17 protein-coding genes are annotated in these 15,433 nt (G+C 59.8%); 9 read left to right on the top strand and 8 right to left on the bottom strand.

From position 1 onward, the window contains the following. Positions 1–36: 36 nt before the first annotated feature. The 3 genes from EQV96_RS21680 (at position 37) to EQV96_RS21670 (ending at position 2,378) form a co-directional block, all read left to right on the top strand. Positions 37–843: an ABC transporter substrate-binding protein gene (locus tag EQV96_RS21680; protein WP_240882386.1), complete on the top strand. Its 807-nt coding sequence runs from the start codon at positions 37–39 to the stop codon at positions 841–843. A gap of 134 nt (positions 844–977) precedes the next feature. Then, positions 978–1,706 (top strand): amino acid ABC transporter permease, encoded by a 729-nt coding sequence (locus EQV96_RS21675; RefSeq protein WP_153326959.1) that lies wholly within the window; start codon positions 978–980, stop codon positions 1,704–1,706. 3 nt (positions 1,707–1,709) lie between these two features. Beyond that, complete coding sequence (locus EQV96_RS21670; protein WP_095002850.1) at positions 1,710–2,378, top strand: amino acid ABC transporter permease; 669 nt, start codon at positions 1,710–1,712, stop codon at positions 2,376–2,378. A 104-nt stretch (positions 2,379–2,482) separates the two neighbouring features. Here the strand turns inward: EQV96_RS21670 and EQV96_RS21665 are convergent, their stop codons facing one another. The 4 genes from EQV96_RS21665 to EQV96_RS21650 all read right to left on the bottom strand — a co-directional run bounded on the left by EQV96_RS21665 (position 2,483) and on the right by EQV96_RS21650 (position 7,007). After that, the gene (locus tag EQV96_RS21665) at positions 2,483–2,818 is read right to left on the bottom strand and encodes a DUF3325 domain-containing protein (protein ID WP_095002851.1); all 336 of its coding nucleotides are present in this window, start codon (positions 2,816–2,818) and stop codon (positions 2,483–2,485) included. A gap of 1 nt (position 2,819) precedes the next feature. Further along, positions 2,820–4,358 carry a PepSY-associated TM helix domain-containing protein gene (locus tag EQV96_RS21660; RefSeq protein WP_240882385.1) on the bottom strand — a complete coding sequence of 513 codons (1,539 nt, stop codon included), beginning with the start codon at positions 4,356–4,358 and terminating at the stop codon, positions 2,820–2,822. Continuing rightward, positions 4,355–4,645 carry an iron transporter gene (locus EQV96_RS21655; RefSeq protein ID WP_095002853.1) on the bottom strand — a complete coding sequence of 97 codons (291 nt, stop codon included), beginning with the start codon at positions 4,643–4,645 and terminating at the stop codon, positions 4,355–4,357. Before EQV96_RS21655 ends, EQV96_RS21660 begins: the two co-directional genes overlap by 4 nt. 103 nt (positions 4,646–4,748) lie before the next feature. Next, positions 4,749–7,007, bottom strand: coding sequence for a FepA family TonB-dependent siderophore receptor (locus EQV96_RS21650; protein ID WP_095020720.1), 2,259 nt, complete (start codon positions 7,005–7,007; stop codon positions 4,749–4,751). A 306-nt stretch (positions 7,008–7,313) separates the two neighbouring features. Here EQV96_RS21650 and EQV96_RS21645 point away from each other — a divergent pair, with 306 nt between their 5' ends. The 3 genes from EQV96_RS21645 to EQV96_RS21635 all read left to right on the top strand — a co-directional run bounded on the left by EQV96_RS21645 (position 7,314) and on the right by EQV96_RS21635 (position 9,594). Then, positions 7,314–7,655, top strand: a complete 342-nt coding sequence (locus tag EQV96_RS21645; protein ID WP_095002855.1) for an FKBP-type peptidyl-prolyl cis-trans isomerase — start codon at positions 7,314–7,316, stop codon at positions 7,653–7,655. A gap of 83 nt (positions 7,656–7,738) precedes the next feature. Then, positions 7,739–8,800, top strand: a complete 1,062-nt coding sequence (locus EQV96_RS21640; RefSeq protein WP_095039027.1) for a DUF1615 domain-containing protein — start codon at positions 7,739–7,741, stop codon at positions 8,798–8,800. 254 nt (positions 8,801–9,054) lie between these two features. Beyond that, positions 9,055–9,594 carry a DUF1523 family protein gene (locus EQV96_RS21635; protein ID WP_095018627.1) on the top strand — a complete coding sequence of 180 codons (540 nt, stop codon included), beginning with the start codon at positions 9,055–9,057 and terminating at the stop codon, positions 9,592–9,594. 90 nt (positions 9,595–9,684) lie between these two features. On the opposite strand, the gene EQV96_RS21630 is transcribed toward EQV96_RS21635, so the two are convergent. Next, entirely contained in the window at positions 9,685–10,986 is a 1,302-nt protein-coding gene (locus EQV96_RS21630) for an MFS transporter (protein WP_095002858.1), read from the bottom strand. Between the two features lie 273 nt (positions 10,987–11,259). Next, positions 11,260–12,123 (bottom strand): sensor domain-containing diguanylate cyclase, encoded by an 864-nt coding sequence (locus tag EQV96_RS21625; protein ID WP_095018626.1) that lies wholly within the window; start codon positions 12,121–12,123, stop codon positions 11,260–11,262. Between the two features lie 183 nt (positions 12,124–12,306). On the opposite strand from EQV96_RS21625, the gene EQV96_RS21620 reads away from it, so the two are divergent. Continuing rightward, complete coding sequence (locus tag EQV96_RS21620) at positions 12,307–12,678, top strand: GFA family protein (RefSeq protein ID WP_095002860.1); 372 nt, start codon at positions 12,307–12,309, stop codon at positions 12,676–12,678. A 57-nt stretch (positions 12,679–12,735) separates the two neighbouring features. On the opposite strand, the gene EQV96_RS21615 is transcribed toward EQV96_RS21620, so the two are convergent. Continuing rightward, positions 12,736–13,116 carry a RidA family protein gene (locus EQV96_RS21615; protein ID WP_095002861.1) on the bottom strand — a complete coding sequence of 127 codons (381 nt, stop codon included), beginning with the start codon at positions 13,114–13,116 and terminating at the stop codon, positions 12,736–12,738. Between the two features lie 160 nt (positions 13,117–13,276). Between EQV96_RS21615 and EQV96_RS21610 the strand changes: the two genes are divergently transcribed. Next, entirely contained in the window at positions 13,277–14,179 is a 903-nt protein-coding gene (locus tag EQV96_RS21610; protein WP_095020727.1) for a LysR family transcriptional regulator, read from the top strand. Here EQV96_RS21610 and EQV96_RS21605 read toward each other — a convergent pair. Continuing rightward, a complete protein-coding gene (locus tag EQV96_RS21605; RefSeq protein ID WP_095018624.1) occupies positions 14,127–14,711 on the bottom strand; it encodes a TetR/AcrR family transcriptional regulator in 585 nt (194 codons plus the stop codon). The genes EQV96_RS21610 and EQV96_RS21605 overlap by 53 nt on opposite strands. A gap of 105 nt (positions 14,712–14,816) precedes the next feature. On the opposite strand from EQV96_RS21605, the gene EQV96_RS21600 reads away from it, so the two are divergent. Further along, the gene (locus EQV96_RS21600; RefSeq protein ID WP_095025369.1) at positions 14,817–15,317 is read left to right on the top strand and encodes an HPP family protein; all 501 of its coding nucleotides are present in this window, start codon (positions 14,817–14,819) and stop codon (positions 15,315–15,317) included. The last annotated feature ends 116 nt before the right edge of the window (positions 15,318–15,433 follow it).

Raw genomic sequence — 15,433 nt, 5'->3', positions numbered from 1 at the left:
CTCGTCATAACTCTTCCAACTCATGATGAGAACGAAATGAAAAAATTCACTGCCCTCACCGCCCTGACCCTGGCTGTCCTGTCTGGCCTGGCCCACGCCGATCGTCTGGATGACATCAAAAAATCCGGTGTGCTGCGCGTGGCGTCCTTCGACAGCAACCCGCCATTTGGTTTTATCGATGCCAACAGCAAGCAGATCGAAGGCCTCGACGTCGACTACGCCAAGGCCATCGCCGACAAGCTGGGCGTGAAGTTGCAGTTGCAGCCAACCAACCCGGCCAACCGCGTACCGCTGCTGGTGGCCAACAAGGTGGACCTGGTACTGGCCAACTTCACCATCACCCCCGAGCGCGCCGAGCAGGTGAATTTCAGCATTCCGTACTTTGCTTCGGGCCAGCAATTTATCGTCAAGAAAGGCACCCTCACATCCCCCGAGGAGCTGAACAAATGGCGCGTAGGGGTGGACAAGGGCACGGTCAATGAAGGCGTGCTGCGCGAGAAATTCCCCGGTGCCAAAGTGGTGGCCTACGATGACACCCCGTTCGCCTTCACTGCCCTGCGCAACGGCAACGTCCAGGCCATCACCCAGGACGGCCCGAAGCTGATCGGCCTGCTGGCCAATGTGCCGGACAAGGACAAGTATGAAGTGCCGCCGTTCACCATTTCCAATGACCTGATCGGTGTCGGTATTCCTAAAGGCGAAGCGCGCCTGACCGAGGTGGTTAACCAGACCCTCACCGACCTCGAAGCCCAGGGCAAGGCCCAGGGCATTTATGACGCCTGGTTCGGCCCGACCACCAAGACCCCGCTGACCCGCCTGTACAAGATTGGCGACAAGAGCTAAGCCACTGCCTCTGTGGGAGCGAGCCTGCTCGCGAAGACTTTTCGCGAGCAGGCTCGCTCCCACAGTTCCTGTCTCCTTCAGCCCGTCACGGTCAACCGGACGGGTTTGCTCGTTTCTGGATGGACGCTGTTTCTATGTTCGGTGAACTGCTTGCCCCGCAATACCTGCACTGGTTGCTCGATGGTTTTGTCCTCACCCTGATCCTTTCCCTGCTGACCTGCCTGGTGGCTACCGGGCTGGGGTTTTTGCTGTGCCTGGCACGCATCTCGCCTTTGCGTGTGTGGTCGTGGCCGGCACGGGCCTACCTGGCCCTGTTTCGCAACACACCACTGCTGGTGCAGCTGTTTTTCTGGTACTTCGGGGTCACGGCCATGCTGCCCGAAGGGCTGGTGATGTGGCTCAACCAGCCGCGCAGCCTGTCACTGGGGCTGTTTGAAGTTGACTGGCCGTCGTTTGAGTTTCTCGCCGGGTTCTGGGGGCTGATGCTCTACACCGCCGCTTTTATTTGCGAGGAGTTTCGCGCCGGTGTCAGTTCGGTGCGGGTGGAACAACGGGCGGCAGGTCTGGCGCTGGGCTTGAGGCCGGCACAGGTGTGGCGCTATATCGTGTTCCCGCAGGCGCTGCGCACGGCGTTGGGACCGTTGCTGGGCCAGTATATGAACGCCCTGAAAAACTCGTCTCTGACCATGGCCATTGGCTTGGCCGAGCTGTCCTACGCCTCGCGTCAGGTCGAGACCGAAACCTTCAAGACCTTTCAGGCCTTCGGTTTTGCCACTCTGCTGTATGTGGCCAGCATTGCCTTGCTCGAAGTACTTGGCCAATTGATTGCACGCAGCAAGTGGTATCGCCAGGGAGTGGTGTAAGTCATGGATTTTTCGGTTATCAGCGACAACTTTTCGTATTTCATGCTCGGTGCCTGGCCCAACGGACCTTTGGGCGGTGCAGCACTGACGCTGCTGCTCAGCCTGTTGTCGGGGATCATCTCGGCACTGCTGGGGCTGGTGCTGGGCATTGCCCTGGTGATGATTCGCGGCAAGGTGCGCTGGCTGTTGTTGGGTGTGCTGGGCTTTTTGCGGGCAATTCCGGTGGTGATGCTGATTTTCTGGAGTTACTTCCTGCTGCCCATCCTGTTCAAGGTCGATGTACCCGCGCTGGCCACCGTGGTGTGTGCGCTGTCGTTGATCGGCGGTGCGTACCTGGCCCACTCGGTGTATGCCGGGATCAGCAGCCTGCCGGCCGGGCAATGGGCGGCGGGCAAGGCTCTCGGCCTGGGTAGCTGGCAAGTGTTGCGTCTGATCATTCTGCCGCAGGCCCTGCCGATGATGCTGCCCTCCTTCCTCAACCAATGGATTTCACTGATCAAGGACACCTCGCTGGCGTACGTGATCGGGGTCGGCGAGCTGTCGTTTGTTGCCACCCAGATCAGCAACCGGGTGATGGTGCACCCGACGGAAATCTTCCTGTTTGTGGCGCTGGTGTACTTTGTGTTGTGCAGTGGCCTGGACTGGATGGCCAATCGGTGGGTCAAGCGCTAACCACCTTCTCACCTGTGGGAGCGGGCTTGCTCGCGATGGCATCACTGCGGTTTGCCTGGCAGACCGCGTTGTCCAAATCGCGGGCAGGCCCGCTCCCACAACGATCAGTGCAAGGTTGCGATCACCGCCCAAACCGGCACAAAGCCCATTGGCAGCCACACGGCCAGTCGCGGCCGATACGGCAACAGCATCAGCAGGCTAAAACCGCTCAACGAGATCATGCCAAACCAGCCCACCGGCCCCATCGCCCAGCCCCAGGCCAACCCGCAAAACCAGAAACTCAGCCCCAGGCTTAGCCAACCGGCAACCCGTAGCACACGGCGCAAGCGGGCCGCAGGCGGCTTTCCCCACACCTGTTTGTAATGACGCTCCAACCCCTGGCACAAGGTAAGCATGCCGATGTAAGCGAACGCCAGTGCAGCAAAATAATCAGCCAGCATCTCAATTTACCTCGGCCATGACGGCGGTTTTTTTACGTGGCACCCGCTCAACCGCCGGTTGCGAGACTTTCCAGCAGGCCCACAGCAACAAAGCGCCCAGGGCCATAGCAGTCAGCTCGACGCCCATGCTGCTGTGCAGTGCCCAAGGCCGGTTGACGGTGAAGACACTCAACAACGGCAAGGCCAGGCACAACCCTCCCGCCAACCCGAGTTGCTCGCGCCAGGCCTGCATGCGCGGGCGCAGCAAGGCATGGGCAAAGCTCAACGCCCACATGCCAAAGAACACATTCAATTCAGCATCCGCCCGTTCGGTCATCCCCGACGGCAACAGCCGGTTGCCCCACAACAGGCTGATACAAGCCAGGCTCAAGCCCGCCATAACGGTGACATTGATCGCCTCGACTAAACGGTAGAGCACCTGGGCAACCCGACCTTCGCTGGCGTACTTGCGCCGCCGCTTGACCGTGAACAGCACCAGCCCGCTGGCGATCATGGCGCTGCTGATCAGCCCGCAAATAAAGTACAGCCAGCGCATCGGGTAACCGCCGAACTGGGCAAAGTGCAGCCCGGAAATCACCCGATGGGTCAGCACCGTTGGGCGCATTTCAGTGGGGCCGGACAACTGCTCGCCGGTGACGCCGTCAAAGCGCATGCCCTGGCCCTTGGTCAGGGCAATGCGATTGCCCAGGATCGGACGAATCTGGATTTCGGCATTGCTCATGCCGGGGTTGCTGATGCTGATCCCGCCCAACGGCCCCATGACAGCCCGGGCCTGGCTCAGCAACGGCCCCAGGGCCACCAGCGGTGCAGGCTCTGCGGTTGCCGGGCGCTGCACGGCAACGCTGGCCGGCGCCTTGTCCTGTGCCTTGAAAAAGGCCTCGCGGTCACCATCGAACAATGCATCCATGGCCGCCGGCATATAGATCACCAGAAAAATCGCCAGCCCGGTGTAGGTGATCATCAAGTGAAAAGGCAGCAACAGCACGGCACTGGCGTTGTGCGCGTCAAGCCACGAGCGCTGACCTTTGGCGGGACGAAAGGTGAAGAATTCCTTGAAGAACTTCTTGTGGATCACGATGCCGCTGACCAAAGCCGCGAGCATGCCCATGGCCAGCGCACCCACCAGGTAAATGCCGATCATGCGCGGCATGTGCAGGGTGAAGTGGAACAGAAAGAAAAACCGCCCTCCTACCGTTTCGCGAACCGGCATCACCTCGCCGGTATCCGGGTCCAGGGTCACCGACACGCCATCACGGCGCCCGCCGGTGGAGGCCTGCAATTGCGGCGAGCGCTCATAGGGCAGGCTGATACCCCACTGTTTTGCGTCAGCCTTGTGCGTCTGCAAGTAGCTCAGTGCGCGTTGCGCGGCCTGCTCATCGGTCAGGTGGTGGGCCGGCAGCTCGGGGGTCATCCAGTTGTCGATCTCCTGATCGAACACGGCCAGGCTGCCGGTCAAAAAGATCACGAACAACAACCAGCCGACGATCAGGCCACCCCAGGTGTGCAGCCAGGCCATGGATTGGGTCAGGGTCTGTTTCATCCCAGTCGCTCCAGCAGTTGCGGCCAAAAACCGATGGCGGCCAGGGGCACGGCGAGCACCGCGCCCATCCAGGCCGACCACTGGTGGCGGGCAGCAAATGCCCACAAAATGGCGAAGGTGTAGATCACAAACGACAGCAGGCTGGCGACGATCATCGCGTCTACATTGTCCAGCGGCAGCAGCCGCGCCAATGCCGCAGTAAAGGCATAGGTAAAGACATAACCACCGACCAGTGCTGCCAGTGTGCGAGACACGATCGGCGCCCAGGCCGACGTTGCAAGTTTCATGTGTTCAATCCTCTATCGAGCTCCGGTTTTTGCCTGCGCCAGATGCGACAACGGCGCGACACCCGTTTTCACGGATGTCGCGCCTGCATGGGCCGCGGTGTTATCAGAACGAACTGGTCACAGACGCAAAGTACGCACGGCCTGCCTCGTTGTAGGTTTGCGCGCCCGCCTCGTCCGAGTTGCCCTTGCGGTACAGTTGCTTGTCGAACAGGTTGTTGATGCCCACCCGCACACTGAAGTTTTTGTTGAACTCATAGCCGCTGCTCAAGCCCACCAGACCATAAGGATCGACGGGCTGCTGCACCGACTTGTCCAGTGCTTCATTGGCGCGGTTGTTGCGCTTGGGCGCTTCCTGCTTGCCGTAGTAAGTCCCGCTGACCTGGAACGACAGTTTTTCGGTGGCGTACCAGTCGAGCATGGTATTGACGGTGTACTTGGGAATGATGCTCAGCGGGTCGCCGGTTTCCTTGTCCTTGCTTTCGATCATGTAGGTCAGGTTGGTGTTCCAGTCCAGATCCTCACGCAAGCTGACAAACAGGTTGCCTTCCACCCCCTGGACGATGGCCTTGCCGCTGTTTTCCCATTGCAGCACGCGACGGCCGTTGGGCAGGCGGAATGCCGATTCGTTGCTGGCATTGATCTTGTTCTGGTAGTCGTTGCGGAAATAGGTGGCACTGGTGCGCCAGGTGCCCTTGTCGAATGCCAGGCCGATCTCTTTGTTGACGCTGATTTCCGGTTTGAGATCCGGGTTACCCACCAGGTAGCAGCCACCGATATTCACTTCAACCGAGCTGCAGCCACCACCGCGGCTGTACAGCAGGTAGTTGGGGTTGGACTGGTACAGGTTCGGGGTCTTGTAGGCCCGGGCAATACCGCCCTTGATGCTCAACTCATCGGTGAGCTGATGCGAGGCGTTGAGGCTCGGGCTCCAGTTGCCGCCAAATTCGCTGTGGTGATCGAAACGCACGCCGGGGGTAACGATGGTTTTGGCGCCGACTTCGATATTGTCTTCGACGTAGAACGCATAGCTGTTGGCCGTGGTTTTGGTTTGCGTACGGTCCGTACCCGGCAGGCCGGGTGTGCCGTCAGCCCCCGGGTCCCAGCTTTGCGGACGCAACGAGCCCGGGTCATTGAGCGACTCGTAGAGGTATTCACCACCCAGAGTCAGTACCTGGGCGGTGCCCATGTTCAGCGGCAGATTGACCTCACCTGTAGCGCGGGTATTGCGCAGGCGCGATTCAAAACTGCCGGCGCTGGCAGAAGGTGCACCTTCACCATAACCGGCCAGGCCTTCGTTGAGGCGCGCGTTGCGGGTCAGGTCGTGGGTCAGCGAGGCCGAAGTCGAGCCCCAGTCAAACGAACCATTGTGGGTAGCCGAAAAGGTGCTCCGCTGCAGCACGCTGGTCTCTTTGCCGGTCAGGCTGTTGACGAAGTCACCCCCGCTGTTGAGCATGGTGTCGCCGGCAAAAATATTGCCCTGGCGGCTGTAACTGGCTTCCAGGTCCAGGCTCTGCTCAGGGGTGAATTGCCAGCTGAGCAGGCCGTTGATGTCTTTGTTGCGCACGCCTTCGCGGCCCGCCACGACGCTGTCGGGGGAGGCCTGGGCAGCGGTATTGATGCCCGGATCGTCAGCATCGGTCTTGTTCAGGCCGCCATACACACGAAACACCAGATCATCCGTGATCGGCCCGCTGAGGTTGAAGTTGGTGCGTTTGCTGACACCTTCGGCGTCGTCTTCCGGCGCCAGGTAATAGGCGGTCAACGAGCCTTTTAGCTTGTCCGATGGACGCTTGGTGATGATATTGACCACCCCGCCCATTGCCCCTGAACCGTAGCGCGCCGCTGCCGGGCCGCGCAGGATCTCGATGCGCTCGACTTCTTCGGCCGGTACCCAGTTGGTTTCGCCGCGGGTATCACGGTCGCCGCTCCAGCCATAGCGCTGGGCGTTGCGCGAAGAAGACGGCTTGCCGTCGATGAGGATCAGGGTGTTTTCCGGGCCCATGCCACGCAGGTCGATCTGCCGGTTATTGCCGCGGGCGCCGCTGGAACTGTTACCGGTGAGGTTGACCCCGGGTTCGCGACGAATGATGTCGGACAGGTCATTGGCCGGCGGGCGTTTCTTGATGTCTTCGGCGGTGATGATCGACACGCCGGGTGCCTGCTTCAGCTCCTGGGCAGCAGTGCCCAATACACGGGTTTCTTCGAGTTGCAACGCCTGGCGGGTGCCATCCACCGGCAAATCGGTGGCCTCTACCGGTACTTCGTCACGCTCACGCTCAAGTGCGTCGGCAAGCAGGGTGGGCGAAGCCAGAGCGGCCATGAGAGCCAGTGAAAGATGACTGCGGTTGAATCGAGACGACATGTCCAGTTGATCCCTTAACAATGGAGTGTGCTCAGCAGGCCAAAGGCTGGTAATTGCTGACGCACGACCTCGAAAGGACCTACGTGTTTAGCTTTCCCCGGCACTGCCAGGGCTGCGATGATAGGGGCTCTCATTTGAGAGTAAAGCGCAAATGACATCAATACTCATTTGGAAGTTCCGCAATCCCTTTGTTTTAGAGCCTTTTCCTACATAAAATAATTAATACAAAATGTAACAATGCCTTTGGATCAAGAAATCCCCCTGCCCTGTACAATCCTTCATCCTACTTTTTTGAGCCTTATCGCCATGACTGACGAACTGCACATCACTGACCTGTTACCCGGCGACGGTAAAGCGGTGGTCAAAGGTGCCCTGATTACCACGCACTACACCGGCTGGCTCGAAGACGGCACGGTATTCGACTCTTCGCATCAGCGCGGCAAGCCGTTCCAGTGCGTGATCGGCACCGGGCGAGTGATCAAGGGCTGGGACATCGGCCTGATGGGCATGCAGGTCGGCGGCAAGCGCGCACTGCAGGTACCCGCGCACCTGGCCTATGGTGAAAGAAGCATGGGCGCGCATATCACACCGAACTCCAACCTGCGGTTTGAGATCGAACTGCTGGAAGTGCTTACACGCGACGATTGAGCGCGACTGCAGGTTGCGCACTAATAGGGAGTTAAACGCTGGTGAATCGATTTTTCAGGTATTGTTTACCGATTATTCCGCTAATGGTACTGGCAGGTTGCAGCAGTCAGAGCACACAAACACTGCCAAGCCGGACTCCCGACCAGACCCGCGCCCGCATTGTGCAACTGCTACCGGCCAAAGTTGCAGACCGCACCGGCTGGGCAACTGATATCCAGGTCGCATTCACTGCCCAAGGCCTGGCGGCCACCGATGAAAACCTCTGTTCCGTGCTGGCTGTGACCGAGCAGGAATCGACCTTTCAGGCCGACCCGCCGGTACCGGGGCTGGGCAAGATCGCCCGCAGCGAAATCAACCGCCGCGCCGGCAAGCTGCATATCCCCGAATTTGTAGTGCGCAGTGCCTTGAGCATCACTTCGCCCGACGGTAAAACCTACAACCAACGCCTGGATGCGGCCCGCACCGAGGGCCAGTTGAGCGCCATTTTTGATGATTTCATCGGCATGGTGCCACTGGGCAAAAGCTTGTTTGGCGGCTTGAACCCGGTGCATACCGGCGGGCCAATGCAGGTCAGCATCGCTTTTGCCGAAAAGCGTGCACGGGACTATCCCTACCCGGTGGCCCACTCGATCCGCCAGGAAGTCTTCACCCGCCGCGGTGGCATGTATTTCGGCATCGCCCATCTGCTCGGTTACCCGGTGGACTACAACCAGTCGCTGTACCGTTTTGCCGACTTCAACGCGGGCTGGTACGCCAGCCGCAATGCCGCTTTTCAGAATGCCGTCAGCCGTGCATCTGGCATACCGCTGGCACTGGATGGCGACCTGACTATTCCGGGCTCTTACGCGGTTGGCTCCACCGAGCGGGCTGTACGCGCCCTGGGCAAGCAACTGGGCCTGAGCCATAACGCTATCCGCCGTCAGCTTGAAAAAGGCGACAGCCTGGACTTCAACGAAACCGACCTGTACCAGGACGTGTTCGCCCTCGCCGACCGCCAGCAAGGCAAGCCGCTGCCCCGTGCGGTATTACCGGGCATCACCCTGCAAAGCCCGAAAATCACCCGCAACCTGACCACCGCCTGGTTTGCCCAGCGGGTTGATGAACGCCGTCAGCGTTGCATCAGCCGGGCAGCGGCCAGCCGTTGATTTTCTGTGGGAGCGAGCCTGCTCGCGAGGGTATCGACACGATCTACCTCACAGACCTTGTCGTCAGTATCGCGAGCAGGCTCGCTGCCACAAAGAGAGGTGCGCAGGCCTGCGAGCAAACGCACAGCTAAAATGCTACAAATTATGTAGCCAGCGCATGCAGGCCTTGTAGTCCCTTGGGCAGGCTGCGATAAGCTGCGCCGCAAGTTCAATCAACAGTCATCAGGAATAATTGATATGTGCGTGGTTTTTGCATGAAATGGCTCAAAGGCATCATTCTGGGAGTCATCCTGCTGGCAGTCGGCGCCGTGGGGCTGGGGCTGTTTTACTTTCTGCCCCAGCACGATGTGGTGATGGTCACGGGGGTTGAGGTCAAGCGCATGGATCACAACGGTGTGATCAGCGCAGAAAACCCGGCTGACGGCCCGACCCGGGATGTGTATTTCATCAACACTGAAGACCCGGTGACCAAGGAGGTCATGGTTTATCGCAACGAAGACACCGGCTGGTCCTTCCCCTGGTATTTCAAGTTCGACTCTGCCGATATCCAGGCCAAGGCCCAGGGTTACTCCCGCGATGCCAACCAGCTGGCGCTGATCCGCTACTACGGCTGGCGCATCAAGATCTTCTCGGTGTTCCCCAACATCACTGCGATCGAAGCCACCAACAGCCGGGATGAGCCTTTCCCCTGGTTCAACACGGTGTTCTTCAGCGTGCTGGCACTGCTCTTGATCGTGATTGCCATCTTTATCAAGCGTCGCGTCAAACGTCGCCCGCAAATGCCGGTCAATTGATCGCTGCGCCCCTGCGGGGGCGCATTCCAGGGGCCGTCAATCGGTCACCCGCGACACCCTCCCCTACGGCCACACCGGCAGTCCTTGACCTCAAGGTTTGCCGGTAGCAACAGCCAACTCGTCTGACACCTCGCCATCGGCCTCGCGCTCATGCTCCAGCACCGCCTGGGCCAGGTCTTCGGTGACGCGCATCTCGACCCCGACGGCCGACATTTGTGCCGCCGCGGTAAAGGGAGCTGCGGTCACTGGCTCCGAGCCCTTGGCACGACGCCAGGCAAACAGCAGCACCAGGCCCAGGTTCAGCGCGGCCAGGGCCCAGAATAGCCCGGCTTCACCGACCCGGGTCATCAGCGGCGAAATCACCAGCGGGCTGATGGCACAGCCCAGGGAGTTGATCAGCAGCAAGCCCTGGATCATGCTCACGATCGCCCCCGACGACGCCCGGTCCGCCGCATGGCTGACCGCCACCGGGTAAATCGCGAAGATACCGCCCCCCAGCAGAAAAAACGCCACTACCAGTAACGGCGAACCCGCTGGCAGCATCAGGATGATCAATGACAGCACTGCGCAGGCAGCGCCCAGCACGATCAATACCAGATGCCGGTCCTGATGGTCCGACCAGCGCCCGACCGGGTACTGCAACAGCATGGCGCCAAGAATCACCCAGGCCATCATATGCCCGACCTCGGTCACGTCCAGGCCGATACGTTGCAGGTACAAGGGCAGCAACGCATACACCGCGGCAATGGCAATACCCGAACCAAAACAGCCAATCACCCCGGTGGGCGTGGCACGCAGCAACTGCAAGGGCATCAGCGGTTCTGCGCGCTCAACAATCGGGGTTGCCCGCGGCAACATGACAATGGGCAACAACGACAGCGAAGCCAGAATGGCGGCGATCATAAAGGGCACCGTGTCACCGGTCAGGGCAATGGCGCCCAGGTTGACCTGCCCCAGCAACCCCGCACCGTAGAGGGCAATCATGTACAAAGCCAGCAGGCGCCCGCGAATCTTGGGGTCGGCGGCCATCAACAACCAGCTTTCCACCACCAGGAATACGCCGACGCTGGCCCAACCGTTGACCAGGCGCAGGACAAACCATGTCCAGGGCTCGGATGACATGCCCTGGAACAGGATCGAGGTGGCAATCAATGCCGCGAAGCAGCTGTAGGCGCGGATATGGCCGATGCGCACGATCAGCCGGTCATTGAAGATCGAGCCCAGGGTCAGCCCGATAAAATACGCCGAAGACACGATACCGACCATGGTCGCCGACTGGCCCATTGTGTCCAGGCGCAGGGTAGTCAGCGAGGCAAGCATGCCGTTGCCGATACTGATGATAAACAGCCCAAGTAACGGCGCCAGCGCCATCGCCAGCAATTGGACAGACATGATTGACTCAAGACCTCATTGATCAATGGATAACCCGCTCGGGCAAAAGCACAGCGGCACCTGCCGGCAAAGGCCGGGGCGAGACAGAAAAACCGGGGTGTGTGATTGTGCATCCTCGACGCCACGGACGTGGCCGGCGAGTGACAGGCAGGGCTCAAGACAAGCATCGACCAGGCAGAATCAGGGCGCGCATAGTAGCCGCAGACAGGTACAAGTTGAAGAGCGCGGCCCGGGATTTGTCAGGCCATTTTGACGCAGGTACCCTCCCCCTTGTTACCCGGCTCTGGAACCGTGCCTTTTTATCCGGTACATGTCGCCATCGGCATGGCTGAGCAACGTATCGGCATCCTCTCCGTCCACGGGGTAAAAGGCCATGCCAATACTGCAAGACGGCATTTTGATCCCGCCGAATTCAGCCCCGAGCGGCTCGGCCATCGCCGCAGTAATCTGTTCGATTTTCCAGGCCACGTCGTCCGCGGACTGGATATCGGTCAACAGCACGGTGAACTCATCACCGCCCATGCGCGCCACCGTGTCCGACTCGCGCACACAACGGTGCAGGCGTTGCGCAGCCATGCACAACACGCGATCGCCCATGGCATGCCCATAGACATCATTGATGTCCTTGAAGTCATTCATATCCACAAACAGCAGGGCCAGGGTGCCTTGGCGCCGGTGTGCTGCACGCAGGGCAGATTCCAGGCGGTCATTGAACAGCGAGCGGTTAGTCAGTTTGGTCAGCGGGTCGTGATGGGCCAGAAAACGCAATTCGTCCTCGGCCGCCCTCAAGGCTGTCACGTCCCGCGCAACCCCGATCCGCGCACCGACATCCTCAGACCAGAAGGCAGCCCAGAGGATATGCACGACAGCGCCATCCTTGCGCACATAACGGTTGCGAAAATCGACATGGGCCTGGCCATTCATCACCCGAACAATGGAGGCCCGTGAAATCGCCAGGTCTTCAGGGTGTATATAGTCCGTGATCAAGGTCCCCGTAAGCTCGTCGGCACGGTAGCCGAGCAGGGTCTGGCAGGCATCACTGACAAAGGCAATCCGGTTGTCCCTGTCGACCACAAACACCGTGTCCAGCATCAGGTGGATCAGTTTGGGATAGAGCGCCTGCAGGTCAACGGCCATAGCTCAGGGTGTCCGATTTGAAAATCGCCTTGATCATAGCCTGATAGCAAAGCAATGGCCAAATTACCATTTTATGTGGCATTTTTGGCGTCAAAATCCGGACGTCCGCCTCTCTCACAGTGACATCCAACGGATTGCATCGAGGTGCTAATGTCAGCATTTGCTCAAACACAGGGACGACCCATGACAGGGCGATATCAAGGAAGCTGCCTGTGTGCAGCGGTCCGTTATGAACTGCTCACAACGCCAAAAGCAGTGAGTCATTGCCATTGCGGACAGTGCCGCAAAGGCCATGGCGCAGCATTCGCCTCCTATGCCAGCATTGCGCGCAGCGCATTGCGGATAGTCCAAGGGGCGGACAGGATCACGGCCTACTCTTCTTCGCCGTCAGTGCTGCGCGAGTTCTGCTCTCAGTGCGGTTCGACCCTGTTCTGGTCACGCAGCGAAGGTGAATTTGCCGACTGGATTTCCATAGCACTGGGCACGCTCGACAGCCCCTTTGTGGCACAAAAGCAAACACACCTTTACCTCGACTCGCCTGTGCACTGGGTTTGACCCTCGCCCTTTGGGAGAGGGTCAGGGCGAGGGGCTTTCAACCCCTTCGCCTTGTTATCAGCCCTTGGCCGCCATGGCCGTCACTTCAACCCGCATCCCCGCAACGGCCAGCTCGGCCACGCCCACAGCTGCCCGCACCGGCCAAGGCTTGGCAAAAAATCGCTTGTATACTTCATTGAACGCTGCCCGATCAGCCATATCAGTCAGGTAAATGGTCAGGTGCAACACCCGCTCCATCGAGCTGCCCGCCTTCTCCAGCGCCAGCTTGAGCGCCTGCAATGTACATTCGCTCTGCTCGACAATCCCGCCCAGTTCCAGGCTGCCATCCGCACGGGTTGGAATCTGCGTCGAAACCAGCAAACCCGCAAAGCCGGCAACATCCGAAGAGATGGAGTCCGCATCAGGATCAGGGATGAAAGTCAGGTCGTGTTGCGACATAAGTGATCACTCGCTTGAGTTAAAACAGCCATTGTCCAACGTCCGCTCGCGCCGTGCGCGTCTTTTTGCGCAGCAGCACATTGTCGTGCTTGGCTAAAACTGCCCGTGATCCATTACCATGCGCTTCGCCATGACGTCGTTGCATAGCCTGGAGTGCTCTGTGGAAATCAAACACCTGCGATCATTTGTGACCCTGGCCGAAGAGCTGCACTTCGGCCGCGCCGCGCAACGGCTGTCCATCGTGCAACCGGCCCTGAGCATGCAGATCAAAATGCTTGAAGAAGAGCTGGGGGTGCGTTTGTTCGAGCGTAACCGGCACTCGGTGGCACTGACCGAAGTGGGCACTCTCTTCCTGCCCGAAGCCAGGGCCACGCTCTACCAGTCGGCCCATGCCGCGGATGTGGCCAGGGCGTGCGGGCGCGGCGAAATCGGCCGGGTACGCTTTGGTTTTGTATCCTCGGTACTGCCCCAATTGCTGCCAAGGCTGATCCGCTCGCTGCATGCCCGCTTCCCGCGCATCGAACTGGAACTCAAGGACATGCCGGGCCCGGATCAGGCCGTGGCACTGAAAAACGGCCAGCTTGATTTCGGACTGATGCGTCTGCCGGCCACCATCCCGGGCATCCAGACCCGCGAAGTGCTGCAGGAAAGCTTTATTGTCGCCCTGCCCGGCGACCATCCGCTGGTGGCCTGCACCAGCCTGCACCCAACCGACCTGAGCCAGCTGCCGGTGTTTATCCTGGCCCGGCGCTACGCCCCCGGTTTTTACGATGAAGTGATGCAGGCGCTCACCCACCGGGGCGCGCATCTGCAAAATGCAACCGAGCTGGGCGAGTTCACCACCATGCTGGCGCTGGTCTCTGCCGGGTTGGGGGTCGGTTTGCTGCCGGCCAATGCCGGGCGCGCATTACCCGCCAATGTCATCTCCAGGCCGCTGGAACTGCAGGGCTACCGGGCAACGACCGGGCTGGCATGGACGGAGCTCAACAGCGCAGTGAAAAGCACCGTGTTCAGCTTGCTGGATGAGCTCTTTGCGCCGGGTCAGCAGCCCGTTGAGCACTGAGCAAAACCAGCATCTCCTTGCCCGCCATGATCAGCTCAGGGCACGCACCATTGACCTGGCAGGACACGATCAGGCCCTCGCCGATCAGCAGTAACTGCATGGCTGCCACGCGCGGATTCATATAGCCCGCTTGCGCACATATTTCCTCAAGATAGGCCTGAAGGGCCTGCTTGTGCTGGTGCGCCAGCCTGTGTGGCTGCTCTGACAGACTGGCATATTCAGCGGATGCATTGATAAAGGCACAGCCGTAAAAATCCGCTTCCTGAACCCAGGATGCTATGAAATCAAGGTAGCCAGCCGGGCGCTGTGAGACCGCAACCGCATCCACTGCCGCTCGCACTTTCGCCATGAACTCGTTGTGGCGGAGTTCCAGAGCTGCCTCGACCAGATGGTCCTTGCTGGAAAAATGCCGGTATAGCGTCTTCTTGGTAACGCCTGCCTCCTGGCTCAACTGCTCCACCCCGGTGGCGTGAAAACCCTGTCGATAGAACAGGCGCAGGGCGGCGCGGGTGATTGCATCAGACGTACTCATGGGTACTGGCCTCCTGTGGAATGCAACACAGTGTATACCGATCGGTTGACTTGCAGGTATACCGATCGGTATCCTTTTGTCACATCCCCCGTCGCGAGTACTCCCATGTCTGCACGTCGCCTGCTCATATCCGGTGCGCCAGCCGCACCCTCCCTGCGTTTTACGCTGACATCGTTTATGGGTGCAGTCATCGCCATTGGTGCTACTGGCTGGCTGAGCAACCTGTCAGGCACTCCATGGCTTATGGCTTCAATGGGGGCCAGTTGCGTATTGGCCTTTGGCGTCCCCGACTCGCCGCTGGCTCAACCACGCAGCATCATCGGCGGGCATGTCATATCCACCCTGGTCGGACTGATTATTTTGCATACCCTGGGCAATTCGTGGTGGGCCTGCGCGTTGGCCGTCGGGCTGGCTCTGGTTGCCATGCAACAGTCCCGTACCCTGCATGCCCCGGCAGGGGCCAACCCGATTGTGGTGTTGATGACCGGCGCGCCGCTGTCTTTTCTGCTGACCCCGGTGCTGGCGGGCTCCATCGTGATCGTGGTGGTTGCCTGGTGCCTGAATAACACACGCCACCGCGGCAGTTACCCCAAGTACTGGTGGTAGTGCGCTGCCTGCAACACCAAAGTAAATGATAAACATTCCTGCTGCTGATACGATTCAGCCCCGCTGCCGAGTCTGAAACGCGCGTCATAGACGTTTCAACCCACGCACTGAACAGC

It is taken from the genome of Pseudomonas sp. TMW22080, from assembly GCF_022496745.1.
GTDB lineage: Bacteria > Pseudomonadota > Gammaproteobacteria > Pseudomonadales > Pseudomonadaceae > Aquipseudomonas > Aquipseudomonas bubulae.
Note: the sequence above shows the minus strand (reverse complement) of the source record. Positions and strands in the feature narration are given on the sequence as shown.

Coding starts and splice junctions, on each gene's coding strand:
- EQV96_RS21680 (WP_240882386.1), top strand. CDS start 37: ATGAAAAAATTCACTGCCCTCACCGCCCTGACCCTGGCTGTCCTGTCT.
- EQV96_RS21675 (WP_153326959.1), top strand. CDS start 978: ATGTTCGGTGAACTGCTTGCCCCGCAATACCTGCACTGGTTGCTCGAT.
- EQV96_RS21670 (WP_095002850.1), top strand. CDS start 1,710: ATGGATTTTTCGGTTATCAGCGACAACTTTTCGTATTTCATGCTCGGT.
- EQV96_RS21665 (WP_095002851.1), bottom strand. CDS start 2,818: ATGCTGGCTGATTATTTTGCTGCACTGGCGTTCGCTTACATCGGCATG.
- EQV96_RS21660 (WP_240882385.1), bottom strand. CDS start 4,358: ATGAAACAGACCCTGACCCAATCCATGGCCTGGCTGCACACCTGGGGT.
- EQV96_RS21655 (WP_095002853.1), bottom strand. CDS start 4,645: ATGAAACTTGCAACGTCGGCCTGGGCGCCGATCGTGTCTCGCACACTG.
- EQV96_RS21650 (WP_095020720.1), bottom strand. CDS start 7,007: ATGTCGTCTCGATTCAACCGCAGTCATCTTTCACTGGCTCTCATGGCC.
- EQV96_RS21645 (WP_095002855.1), top strand. CDS start 7,314: ATGACTGACGAACTGCACATCACTGACCTGTTACCCGGCGACGGTAAA.
- EQV96_RS21640 (WP_095039027.1), top strand. CDS start 7,739: ATGGTACTGGCAGGTTGCAGCAGTCAGAGCACACAAACACTGCCAAGC.
- EQV96_RS21635 (WP_095018627.1), top strand. CDS start 9,055: ATGAAATGGCTCAAAGGCATCATTCTGGGAGTCATCCTGCTGGCAGTC.
- EQV96_RS21630 (WP_095002858.1), bottom strand. CDS start 10,986: ATGTCTGTCCAATTGCTGGCGATGGCGCTGGCGCCGTTACTTGGGCTG.
- EQV96_RS21625 (WP_095018626.1), bottom strand. CDS start 12,123: ATGGCCGTTGACCTGCAGGCGCTCTATCCCAAACTGATCCACCTGATG.
- EQV96_RS21620 (WP_095002860.1), top strand. CDS start 12,307: ATGACAGGGCGATATCAAGGAAGCTGCCTGTGTGCAGCGGTCCGTTAT.
- EQV96_RS21615 (WP_095002861.1), bottom strand. CDS start 13,116: ATGTCGCAACACGACCTGACTTTCATCCCTGATCCTGATGCGGACTCC.
- EQV96_RS21605 (WP_095018624.1), bottom strand. CDS start 14,711: ATGAGTACGTCTGATGCAATCACCCGCGCCGCCCTGCGCCTGTTCTAT.
- EQV96_RS21600 (WP_095025369.1), top strand. CDS start 14,817: ATGTCTGCACGTCGCCTGCTCATATCCGGTGCGCCAGCCGCACCCTCC.